The organism is Actinomadura sp. NBRC 104425 (assembly GCF_030269545.1).
Classification (GTDB): domain Bacteria; phylum Actinomycetota; class Actinomycetes; order Streptosporangiales; family Streptosporangiaceae; genus Spirillospora; species Spirillospora keratinilytica.
The window spans coordinates 1-11216 of sequence record NZ_BSTN01000053.1 but is presented as its reverse complement, the minus strand read 5'-3'; the positions used below and the strand labels follow the sequence as shown (position 1 = coordinate 11216).

Sequence of the window (11216 nt, the reverse complement as noted above, 5' to 3'; positions counted from 1 at the left end):
TGCGTTCGTCGGTCCACACCAGCGCCTTGGGCGCCTTGCCCGAGGGGAGCTCCACCAGGGACGCGGCGTTCACTTCGATCAGCCGTTCCCGGACCGCCCTGTTGAGCGCGGCCCGAAGCGTCGCCCGAATCCGCTGCTTGGTGGCAGGCCCGACCACCCGGCGCCCCTTGACCTCGGCTCGCAGTGTCGGGTCGCCGGATTCGCGTGCCCGGGCGATGGTCTCGTTGAGCTCATCGATGGCGTCGAAGACGCGTTCCACGTCGCGGACACAAAGCCGGTCCAGGCGGATATGGCCCAGGTGCGGGATCAGATAGAGCTTGATGTGGTCGGCATAGCCACGGCGGGTCCCCTCCCGCAGGTTCCTGCGCCCAGCCAGCCAGGACTCCAGGTACTCCCCGACCGTGACCGACCGAACCAGATCCTGCCCGGTACGGACCTTCCGGCGGACTTCCTCAACGCTTCACGAGCTGGAGCCTCCGGTGAGTATTCGAGCTCGTCCTCCGCGGTCTCGCGCGCCGTATCCGCCACGAAACGGATCAACGTCGTCGGCCGCCCCTCGGCGCGCATGGCTTCCTCGAAAGCCGCTACGGCGGTCTGCGCCAATCTCGCGGGCCGCATCTCGACGGGGCTCACAGCAGCACTCCCGCGATGATCCGGGCAGCCACGTCCGGAGTGGACATGGCGGCTATGACGTTTGTCCCGGCGTCCCCGGGTGTGACGTACCACCAGTCCTCGCGCCAGTAGCCACAGCCGACGCGGATATACCGCGCCCGGTTCCCGATCTTCAGGTCAGCGACGGAGTAGGCGTGCAGGAACGGCCAGCCGTTCCATTCCGTGATGGTCGCCATGAGCGCCACGTTGCGGATGAGCAGTGCCTGCAGCGCGGTGAGCCCCGTCACGCGCTCTGGGTGAAGTGGCTTGATGATCGCCAGTAGCGCGGGGTTGTCAGGCGGTGCGGGTGCGCTGGTGATGAGCGCGGGGCCAGTGCGGACGGCCGAACTGGGACTGGTGTGGCTGAGGGTGTGTCGTCCCATGGCGATCACCACCCGTCGACCTTCATGGTGTTGCGGGTGAGATCGTTTTCGGCCGCACCATTGCAATGGCGCCGAGAGCCAGGTGACCTCGCCCGGCCGATCGTGGGGAGCCAGTAGTCATGAATGCGCGCCATGCTCGGCGTCGTAGTGCCGATGCTGGCGGGCTGTGCAGCGTTCGTCATCGTGGGGGCGCTTTCTTCGCAGATGCGGTATCGACGAAGTTGAGGGAGGCGGCGAAACGGGCAGCCGTTCCGCCCCGAGCAGGAAAAGTATCCGCGAGTGATCCAGGCCGGGATGCAGGTCTGCTGCGCCACAGAGCTCGACCGTGTGGCTGGACGGGATACCTCTGCCAAGATTCAGCTTCGAGCCGTCAGCGCCTTGGGACCGGTTCGCACAGTCTCGATGTCTGCATTGGAAATTTGCTCATTCCCGCGGCGAGCACCTGGCGCTCAACCTCGCCGTGAGGATGCCGAGCTTTTCTTGAGTGATACTGTCAGGGCTGTTACTGCGATGCTGATGGCGTCGGTGAATGCGTCTTGCAGCATTGGTGGTAGAGGTCCGGCACCGAGACCGCTGGCGGCTATGAGGCCGTCAAGGGCACGATGCTGCTGATCGGTCAGGCCGGTATGAGGGACTCGGTGGTTGAGGACTTCGCGTGCCGCGTACCCGTCGCGTGCAGCGATCGCTTCGTCTGCGGCCTGAGCGAGCACCGCAGCGGCCAGTTCAAGTGAGTGAGACCGCGCGAGGATGGCGGTGGTCAAACCGAAACGGGCACGGAAAACGGCATACCCTGCGGCCGGTCTGCTATTGCGGAAGCTTTGGATCATCGTCGTGATGGTGCGGTGGTGATCCGGTTTGTCGCTTCCGCCGCACATTACTTCCAAACAGGATGCGACCTGGTGTTCCCACGGCTGGGTCAGGGTGCTGGTGTGGAGCAGGTCTCGGGCCGCGTCGGTGGTGCCGTCCAAGCAGGCTGCAAGGATCGCGACCTGCCGTCCCTCCATCAGGTGCGTCCCGATGCCGCGGTGGACTTCCGCCAGAGCGACCGCGTCGTTCCACCTTTCGTCGCGCGTCAGAGCGCGGATTCCATCGGTGAGGAGCTGCAGCCACACCCACTCGCGCAGCTTGTTGCGCTCCTGGAGGGTTCCAGTCAGCTGCGCCAGCGGTAGGAGGCGATCGTCCACCGTCAGGTCGGTTCCGCGGGTGGTTGCGTGGTGCATCGCTTCCAGGATGTGCAGCGCCGTGCGCAGTTCGTTGTTCCGGATGTGGAGGCGGGCCAGGTTGACGACGGGTTCGAGCATGTAGCGGGCTTGCACAGCGGTGAGCTGTGGACCGGCCTCGCAATAGAGGTCGATGTGTCGCCAGCACAAGCGGCGAGCCTCGTCGGTCAGGCCGCAGTCGCTGGCCAGCAATGCCGCCTTGTTGAGGGCGTGGGCGGCATCGTGCAGCGCGTCGCCACCTTGCTGCTGCACCCTGTAAGCGGTATCGGCGATGTCGGCGATCTCTTGGACGCGGGAGGCCAGCGGCGGACACGCTGGTCGCGGACGTCCCAGGAGAGGGAAGTATCGGGCCGCTGCCCTCAGTGTGGTGGTGTCCATGGCATGAGGTCCCCGAGTCGGATCAAGGGCTGAGCAGGTCAGCTGCGCGGCAGGAAGGCGGCGGTGGCGGCGCGGGCCAGGATGCCTTGCGTGGTGGCCGATAGACCGAGCCGGTTCCAGTGAAAGATCACCACGTGGGTGAGCAGTGCACGCAGGCCGCGATCGAGGCGGCCGTCGGCTGCGGCAGCCCCGAGCCGCCGCCCTGCTGCGTGGAAGTCATCTCGCCAGTCGGCTGCGAACGCGGCCGGACCAGCCGGGCCGAAGAGGGGATCGGTGGCTTCTGCTGCGGTGTGTATCACCGTCCGGATCTTGTCGGCCAGCGCGTCCATCGCTTCTTGGGGTGTTGAGCCCGGTGGGGCGGGGCGTAGTTGCGCGACCCGATGGAAGACGTCGCCGCTTTCGAACCAGTCCAGTCCCGCGCCGTGCAGGAGTGCATGGATGAGCATGCTGGATACTTCACGGCGGCCGATGCGCGGCGACGCGGTACGGGCGTAGTCGAGGACGCCGCGGCTGTCGGCGCAGAAGAGGTCATGGACCGTCGCCATGGCTGCGGGGCCGCCGAACGCGGCATGCTCTGGTTCGTAAATCGAACGCCGCCATCCGCTGATCAGCCCGAGGTCGGTCAGCTCAGTCAACGTCTCGGTGACGACGCCGGCCGCAGCCAGGGCGGCGTCCCTGCAGGGGCTGGGGATGCGCAGCCGTATCCGCCAGTAGGGGTGCTTGCGCAGGAACCACCACCCGCCGATGACCCCGTGGTGGTACAGGTTGTCCAGGCGTGGTCCGAGTTGCGTGGCCGCGATTTTCTCGGCCTGCTCCCATGCAGGAAATCTCACGAGCACTTGATGCCACTGCTGCTCGATATGACGTTCCAGCGCGGCGTACCCGGCGGATACGTACACCTGGACGGCTTCGGTGAGCTGGTCCGGCTGGAGGCCGTGCTCGACGGCGGCCGCCTCCGGCTGGGCGCCTGCGAGCACGGCGAGCACGCCGGCGGCGAGTTGGGAGGGGGCGGCTTCGGTCAGGTGATCAGCAGGCATGCGTCCCATCCCGAGTGGGGTGGCGCGGTGCGCCGCGTGGTTTCCAAGGCCAGTTCGACTCCGGCTCTGCCGGTCAGCAGTCCCTCCTCTGGGCGCTCGTTGTGCCCGTGGCGAAGCCTGGTGTGTGCGGTGAGCGCGGCTGCCAAGCAGGGCAGCCGCCGGCGGAGCGCGGGGTCGGTGCTGTCGCGGGCGGCGCGGTAGACGGTCTGGTAGAGCCCGGCTGCGCCGTGGCAGAGTCCGGGGTCGCTGATCCGTGTCAGGTTCTGGTCGGACAGGGAGGCCAGTAGCGCTTGTTCGGCAAGGTGTTGCCGTGTGGTGTCGCCGGTGGCCAGGGCGGCCAGCTGGAGCGCGCGGGCGATGCCGGGGGTGCCGTAGCACCATGAGGGTCGCCCGGGCCGCTGCTGGGTGGGGCGGCCGGTGCGCAGCGCGGTGAGGGTGATCCATTGTGGGCACCAGGGGCCGTCCAGTGAGTGTTGCCGCCAGTGCTCGAACCAGTCGGTCAGCCGTTCGAGCGCTTCGTGCTGTCCTTCGACGACGTGGCCGGCGCGTGCGGCCAGTGCCAGGAGCGCGAGGATCCCGGCCGCGCCGTGTGCCATGCCGAGATTGGCGTGTCCGCCGGGTGTCGGCAGGGTTGGGTCGGGGTCGTGCGGGACCCACCAGCCGGGCAGTTCCACCCCGTCGTGCCGGGACGGGCGGGTGAGCCGCACCAGGTACCGCAACACGTCGCCGAGAGTGTCGCTGCCGGGCTGGCGTAGCAGCAGGAGTGCGCCGATGCCGACCAGGCCGTAGAACAGGTCGTACTCGTTGAACCGGGTGTACTCGCCTGCGTTGGTCCTGGTGACGGCGGTGCTGAGGCGGCGGCGGGCAAGGCCTGCCACATGGTGATCCAACGTTGCGAGTGCTTGTTCGTACCGGGGCCGGCCGTCTCCGCCGGCGGTATGAAGCATGAACGCGACGGCGGGCGCCCCGTAGTACAGGCCCGCGTGGTCACCTCCATCGATCGGGCCGGTGGCCACCTGCCGGATCAGCGCATGCGCCTTGGCCCAAGGGCCTCGGCCGGACAGGGCGCGCTCGATGTGGAGGAGCGCGGTGCCCGCTGTACCGTCCGCCAGGGATTGGCGGTGCGCCTGATCGAGGGAGACCGTCGCCGTCGACGTCACTGGGCACCTGCCGCGGGTGACGTGGTGGCCAGATTCCGGAGGGCGGCAGCACGGGCGAGTCGGGTGGTGGTGGCTTCGTGGTCGGGGTCAAGGCCGAGCGCCCGGACGTGGTGCCCGTGCAGCAGCACCGGCAACAGGCCCGCAGGATTGCGCTGTTGAGCAAGAAGGTGATGGTAGGTGGCCAATGCGCTGGCCCTGCTCTGCCACGCGGCGGCGACCGCGTCACCGCCCGGCAGGGCACGGACGGCGGCGAAGGCACCTGCGGGGTCGGCCAGGCGAAAGGCCAGGTCGCGTACGGCTGGGTCCAGCGGTCCGGAGCTCTGCTTCGCACAGCGGGTCAGTGCGCGGTAGCCGGCCGCGGCGTCGGGGGCGAACGCCGCGGCGAGATGCGTCATTGAGGCCGCCGCGACGGCCTGTGCCGCCACCCCGGCGGCCTCAGCCATCGTGATCTGGGCTATGGCGGCTGCGGTGTCGGTGGCGAACACCTGCTCTGCGGCTTCCAAGGCCGGGCCGCGCCCGTAGCGGCCGGGCTGCTCCGCGGTGGGAGCCAGCATGAGCTGCCCGGTCAGGCCGCGTGCTCGCAGGTCCTGGGCGAAGGCGGCCAGCCGTGCGGCCACCGGCCCGTACTGGGATCGATCAGTGAGCCGAAATTGCACCACGAGGTAGTGGTCGGCTTCGAGGCGGATCAGGTCGCGGTGTCTGCTCGCCCACCACCACCGGATCGGTGTGCCGAGCTGGTGAACGAACTCGGGCAGGTGGCGGGCGAGGATGGCATCGAACCTGGCAGGGTTGCCCACCAGGTGCGCCCGCAGCAGCAGCGCATCGCCCGGCTGATAAACGACGCCGGGCGGCGTGGTCTCCGGCAGCCGCCGCCTCGGCGCAGAGTCCGCAACCATCAGGATCACCAGCTCAGTCGCGCGTCCCACCCAGCCCAGGCCAGCGGGCGAGGCATCCTCACGAAGCTCGATCTGTTCGGTCTTGTCCAGCCGGGTGCGCAGCAGCCAGCGGTCCAAGGGGTGGTCCAAGTCCAGCGGCAGACGCAGTTCCCCGTGGCACAGCATGACGCGGGCAGGCACCTTCCACCGGCCACGCCATCTGCGCAAGGCCACTCCCCAGTCTTCATCGGTCGCGGCCAGGGCACTGTGAGTGAGAAGCCAGCGCGCGGGAGACAACACCGTGCGCCGGTAGCGGATGCGGGGGACGTATGGCAGGGTGCGGGCAGCTCCCAGATCGAGCGGGCCGAAGACGCCGCTGCGCGCATCGGAGACCTCCGCCAGGAACCGCGCCAACGGCAACGTCTGCACCATGGTGTCCAGAGCATGGGGGATGTAGGCGAGCACACGCCGACCGGTGGAAAGCTGCACCAGGTACATCTGATCGGCATCTGCGGTGACCGCCAGGTCGTCCAATCTGATCAGGCCAAGCCCAGAGCCAGTGGCGTGTGAGTTGTCGAGGGCAACGCCGGGGTGTTCGGCCAGCGACAGCACGACCGTCCCGGCATGTGGGGCAATGCGCACGACGTTGTCGTTGTGCGGGCGGCGGGGCGGAAACGACAACTGCGCCACCACAGCATCGTCGTCGCCGGGAGCGTAGGTGCGGGCGAGACGGGCACGGTCGGCCTCATCGAGCAGGTAGGCGAACCGGCCGATCATGCTGGTGTGGGCGCGTGGCGCAGCCACCACCTGAAGCATGAAGTCGCCGTGGTTGATCGCCTTAGCAGAGTCGGCATGGAGCGCAACGCCGAGTTCGATACGCGGCGGTACCACCACGTCGCTGTGATCGCCTACTGTCAGCGTCTGCACATCGGCGTCGGACAGCGTGATCTCCTCAAGACCGTCCACGATCGCCTGCTGGATCAGCGACATCAGGGCGGCGTCGCGTTGAGTCAGCATCCGCCACACGGGGCGGGCACGGGGCGCGCCCAGATAGCCGTGGGGATACCCCAGTCCCGAGTCCGCGAGCAACTCTCGGACCGGGACGAGCGCGCCGGTGCCGTAGCGGGCGCGGAATCGGGCGTGATAGTCCATCCACGCCGTCGTCCCGAACGGTTGTGCCGACAGTCGCAGCAGGACGTCGGCCGCCCGCTCGGCCTCCTGCATGACCGGTTCGGGGATGGTGATGTGGGCGTTGAGCCGCAGGTCAGCCGCCAGCACATGACCCGTACCGGCCGCCAGGTTCCGCATCGTGTCGGTGATCTCGGCACGCAGGGTCGCCGCCCGCACCGGGTCGGCGGTGGTGTTGTGCTCGACCAGCCGGACATTGATCGCTTCCAGCCGGTCGAGTAGCCCGACGACCTCAGCGAGCTCCTCGCCACCGGTCTGCCGGACACCTGCGCCGCGGAGCGCCTGGATGAGGTGGTTCAGCGGGTCTTCAACGGTCGAGGCGGGACGCAGGCCGGTGATAAGGAATCCGCCGTCGACCAGGCCATGCAGCAGCCCGTGAATCCGGTCGATGCCGGCGCCGGGGAACCGTTGGGACATGCGCTCGGCCAGTACGTCGAACCGCTGGGGCGTGACGGCCTGGTCGAGGGCGTAGGCGATGGGCGCGGTGAGGCGCACTGCTGCTTCCCGCAACGGCCCCGGCGATTGGGCCCCCAGTTCGGCTCTGCGGAGGACGATGAAGTAGCCGTCGCGGACGGTCCCGGTGTTGTCCGTGACCACCGTCAGCCGCATCCGCAAGGCAGGGTTCTGCTCCCCCTGGTTGATCAGATCGGTGAGCCATTCGGCGTCGGCACGGACGACGACCCGGTGGCCAGTGCCGATCTTCGCCGCCGCCGGCCCGAGAGCGGCGGTGGTGACTCCGGCGAACATCCCGAAGGGGGTGGCGCGCCGTTCCCACCGCAGCATGTACGACGCCAGCGATGCCACCGTGCGGCGAAGCCGCCGCCCAGACGGACAGCCGTCCGCCAGGAGACGCTCGACGCCGGCGGCCAGGACTGGGCTGGACACCTCCACGGCCTCGCGCACCTCGCGACGTCCCCAAACCTGCGCCAACCACGCGGCTCCTTCCCGCTCTACAGCAGCACGGTCGGCCAAGTCCAAGTCGCTGGGGGGCATCACGTCCGGGGGACATGTGGTCGCACGTACCAGCACGAGCCCGGCATGACGAAACCGACGAGGAACCGCCACAGCCCTATTCCCTTCTCACACCAGGGCCTTCGGAGGGCGACATCCCACTGGGGACATCGCCCTCCGGGAGGCGTTCAGCCTTTGTCAGAGCGGGTCGTTGGAGCTGGTGCTGCACGCGCTGGTGCTGCACGCGCTGGTGCTGCAGGTGCTGCCGCAGCCGTCGCTGGTGGAGCACATCATGGTCACCAGCGGCGTCGTGGACTCCACCACGCGCATGTCCAGTACGAACTCCTCCTCCCCGACCTCGGTCCGGTCGTCGACGGATTCGGTGGCGTCCAGGGTCAGCGATAGGGCCATCGGCTCACTCCTCACACATTTCGGGGGTGGAAGGTTCGGTGCTGCCTGGCTCGCCGGGCGGGCCTGGTCAGCTCGTCGGGAGCCAGGAAATCGAGACGGCGCCATGGTGCTTTTGCAGCACGGCCGAATGGTCAGGGAGCTGTGGAACGGTGCTGCCAGCCGTCCAGAACCCGAACGTGGGCTCGTGGTGGCGGCCGTTGCGGTCCCACGCCTGGATCTGCTCGACAAGCGCGGTGGCCGCGGCCTGTCCGTGGACGCCATAAGCGGTGGCGCCGAACTCCACGCCGGCGCCGTCCAACGCCGGACGCACTGCCAGGTAGGCGAGGGAATCGCCACGCACGCCGCCGAACGGGAACCACGTCTTGCCCAGCTCCGCCGCCAGTCTGGTGCCCGCGTCAGCGGTGATGCGGCAGAAGCCGGGCAGAAATGCCGCAAGCCACAGGTGCAGGTCGGCGAACGAGATCCCGTTCCCGATGGTGATGCCGGACCAAACCGACACCGGCTCGGTCGCCAGCACCCCGTCGAGCAAGTGCATCGTCTCGGGAACGTCAGAGTCGAACTGCAGCCGGATGTGTTCGCCGTGCTGGTCCGGCAGCAGGAACGTCCGCTCGACGTGCGCTCCCTGCCCTTGCATCGGCACGAACCCGGCCACTTCAACGTCACTGCTCACCAGGTGATCGCCGTCGCGGCGGAAAGCGATGGTCCTGGTGATCCCGTTCATGCGCAGCGGCACCACCAGCACGCCGTCGGTGGTCAGCTGGTCCAGCCAGGCAGGGGGGATGTCCCACGCGCCGACGGTGACGAGGGTCCGATGGAATGGGCCGAAGCCGGGCACGGGATGTTCGGCGTCGGCCTGCATGACGCTGACCCGCCCGCCGTATCCGGCCCGGTCCAACAGGACGCCGGCGCGGTCGATGATCTCGCCGTCGATGTCGATGCTGACCACGTGCCCAGCCGGGCCGACGACCTCGGCCAGCAGCGCGGCGTTGTAGCCGCCCGAGCCGATTTCCAGCACGGTCATGCCGGGGCGGATGTCGGCCATCTCGATCATGCGGGCCTGGATGTAGGCCGCGCTGACCGAGGAAAGGTGTCCGCCGTGCTCGTCGGTCTTGGTCACCACCGGGCGGTCCACGCTGTAGACCGTGTCGAGAGGAGTGTCAGCGGGCACGAACGCCTCGCGCGCAACCGTGCGGAACGCCTTCTCCACCGCAGGGGAGACGATCTGCCCGTTCGATAGCAGCGTGTCGACCAGCTCGTCACGCAACCGCGCCGCCCGCCCAGAGTCGCCGGTCATGTCCACTGCGTGAATCACGTGATGTCTCCCCCGTTGATCGATGCTGTTCAGCTACTACTCGAGATCGGCCGGCCCCGGTCGTCGACCTGCCTGGTCGGGCAGGAGCGTGTCCAGTGGGAAGCCTGGCACGCCCCAAGGCGACTCACAGGAGAAGCACGTTCGGCACCGACGGACCAACCGAAACATTCGGCCGGATACGAAAGAACGCCACGGCGTTCCTGACGCCCGGGTGCGGCGAGAAGGCGACCAAGAGGGCTCCCTTAGGGCGACGTGTGGTGTCGCCCATGACCTTCGCGCGCCTGAACCGCCACCGGGAAGAGATTTGGCGGATTTTGGCCCCAGCTCCGCCGCCAGGGGCAGGCGGATGGCGCGGCCCGAGCGGGTGCGTGGAAGGGGTGGCGAGCGGTGCCGTGTTCCTGGCGGGGCCGCTGAGGCGGGCGGGTCAGCGGGTCACGGTGGTCTCCCGGCCGATGTGGGACAGCTTCTCCGGGTTCCGCACGATGTAGAGGCCGGTGATCAGGCCGTCGTCGATCCGCAGCGCGACGACGCTGTCGATCTCGCCGTCGATCCGGACGAGCAGCCCGGGGCGTCCGTTGACCTGCACCGGCTCGTAGGAGACGGCGTCCGCCACCCTGGCCCGCCCGGCCTCCAGCAGGCGGGCCACCTTGCGGGCCCCCACGATCGGCCGCACCACGGCCTGCCGGACGCCGCCGCCGTCGCCGAGGAGGATGACATCCGGCGCGAGCCTGTCGACGAGGACCTGCAGGTCGCCCGTCTCGAGCGCCCGCCGGAACGCGTCGAGCGCCGCCTGCGACTCGGCCGGGGAGACGGGGACGCGCGGGCGACGGGCGGCGACATGCGCGCGCGCCCGGTGGGCGATCTGCCGGACGGCGTCCCGGCTCTTGCCGACCGCGTCCGCGATCTCGCCGTAGTCCAGGTCGAACACCTCGCGCAGCACGAACACCGCGCGCTCGGTCGGGCCGAGGGTCTCCAGCACCAGCAGCATCGCCATCGAGACGCTCTCGGCGAGCTCGACGTCCTCGGCGACGTCCGGCGAGGTCAGCAGCGGTTCGGGCAGCCAGGGGCCGATGTAGGACTCCTTGCGGCGGCGCAGCGTCCGCAGCCGTATCAGCGCCTGCCGGGTGACGATCCGGACGAGGTAGGCGCGCGGCTCCCGCACATCGGCGAGGTCGACGCCGGCCCAGCGCAGCCACGTCTCCTGGAGCACGTCCTCGGCGTCCGCGGCGGAGCCGAGCATCTCGTAGGCGACGGTGAACAGCAGGTTGCGGTGGGAGACGAACACCTCGGTGGCCGGGTCCGCGGGGCGGGTGGCCAGTGCGTCGGTGTGCGGCTCGCTCATGGTCGGTTCCTGCCCGTCTCGGCTCGTCGTGCACGCATACGGTGCCGGTGCCCACCGGTCCGTGACGCCCCGGGCCCGTGGCGTACGTCACACCGGTGCGCCGTCACGGGGCCCGGTCCGGCGGCGTCTCGTGGTCGTCAGGACGCCGCGCAAAGGCCGCGCGGCCCGTGCCCATGAGTAGGGAGCATGCCATGGAGGCTCGATTCGACCTGTTCGCCAGCGAGACCGCGGCGAAGTTCGCTAAGCGCGTGTACGCCGCCGGCTCGGTTCTGGAGGCGTCGTCGCTGCCGAAGTCCGTTCGCGAGTTG

Annotated in this window: 8 protein-coding genes and 2 pseudogenes; all 10 read right to left on the bottom strand. The window is 69.0% G+C overall.

Features of this window, described 5'->3' with window-relative positions:
- Positions 1 to 259: pseudogene (locus tag QSK22_RS32775) on the bottom strand (tyrosine-type recombinase/integrase); the annotation flags it as partial.
- Positions 260 to 313: 54 nt separating this feature from the next.
- Positions 314 to 358, bottom strand: a pseudogene (locus QSK22_RS33945) (hypothetical protein); the annotation flags it as partial.
- Positions 359 to 629: 271 nt separating this feature from the next.
- Positions 630 to 1046 (bottom strand): hypothetical protein, encoded by a 417-nt coding sequence (locus tag QSK22_RS32770; RefSeq protein WP_285498379.1) that lies wholly within the window; start codon positions 1044 to 1046, stop codon positions 630 to 632.
- A 437-nt stretch (positions 1047 to 1483) separates the two neighbouring features.
- Positions 1484 to 2632 carry a hypothetical protein gene (locus QSK22_RS32765; RefSeq protein ID WP_285498378.1) on the bottom strand — a complete coding sequence of 383 codons (1149 nt, stop codon included), beginning with the start codon at positions 2630 to 2632 and terminating at the stop codon, positions 1484 to 1486.
- 38 nt (positions 2633 to 2670) lie between these two features.
- Positions 2671 to 3669 carry a thiopeptide-type bacteriocin biosynthesis protein gene (locus QSK22_RS32760; protein WP_285498377.1) on the bottom strand — a complete coding sequence of 333 codons (999 nt, stop codon included), beginning with the start codon at positions 3667 to 3669 and terminating at the stop codon, positions 2671 to 2673.
- Positions 3651 to 4829, bottom strand: a complete 1179-nt coding sequence (locus QSK22_RS32755; RefSeq protein WP_285498376.1) for a lanthionine synthetase C family protein — start codon at positions 4827 to 4829, stop codon at positions 3651 to 3653. Before QSK22_RS32755 ends, QSK22_RS32760 begins: the two co-directional genes overlap by 19 nt.
- Entirely contained in the window at positions 4826 to 7822 is a 2997-nt protein-coding gene (locus QSK22_RS32750) for a lantibiotic dehydratase (protein WP_285498375.1), read from the bottom strand. Before QSK22_RS32750 ends, QSK22_RS32755 begins: the two co-directional genes overlap by 4 nt.
- 219 nt (positions 7823 to 8041) lie before the next feature.
- Positions 8042 to 8254, bottom strand: coding sequence for an FxLD family lanthipeptide (locus tag QSK22_RS32745; RefSeq protein WP_285498374.1), 213 nt, complete (start codon positions 8252 to 8254; stop codon positions 8042 to 8044).
- Positions 8255 to 8321: 67 nt separating this feature from the next.
- Positions 8322 to 9548: a methyltransferase, FxLD system gene (gene fxlM / locus QSK22_RS32740; protein ID WP_285498380.1), complete on the bottom strand. Its 1227-nt coding sequence runs from the start codon at positions 9546 to 9548 to the stop codon at positions 8322 to 8324.
- 442 nt (positions 9549 to 9990) lie between these two features.
- Positions 9991 to 10908 (bottom strand): RNA polymerase sigma-70 factor, encoded by a 918-nt coding sequence (locus tag QSK22_RS32735; protein WP_285498373.1) that lies wholly within the window; start codon positions 10906 to 10908, stop codon positions 9991 to 9993.
- Between the last annotated feature and the right edge of the window lie 308 nt (positions 10909 to 11216).

Excerpts from the sequence above, each read along its gene's own strand:
- QSK22_RS32765 (WP_285498378.1), bottom strand. The coding sequence starts at position 2,632 with ATGGACACCACCACACTGAGGGCAGCGGCCCGATACTTCCCTCTCCTG.
- QSK22_RS32760 (WP_285498377.1), bottom strand. The coding sequence starts at position 3,669 with ATGCCTGCTGATCACCTGACCGAAGCCGCCCCCTCCCAACTCGCCGCC.
- QSK22_RS32745 (WP_285498374.1), bottom strand. The coding sequence starts at position 8,254 with ATGGCCCTATCGCTGACCCTGGACGCCACCGAATCCGTCGACGACCGG.
- fxlM (WP_285498380.1), bottom strand. The coding sequence starts at position 9,548 with ATGACCGGCGACTCTGGGCGGGCGGCGCGGTTGCGTGACGAGCTGGTC.
- QSK22_RS32735 (WP_285498373.1), bottom strand. The coding sequence starts at position 10,908 with ATGAGCGAGCCGCACACCGACGCACTGGCCACCCGCCCCGCGGACCCG.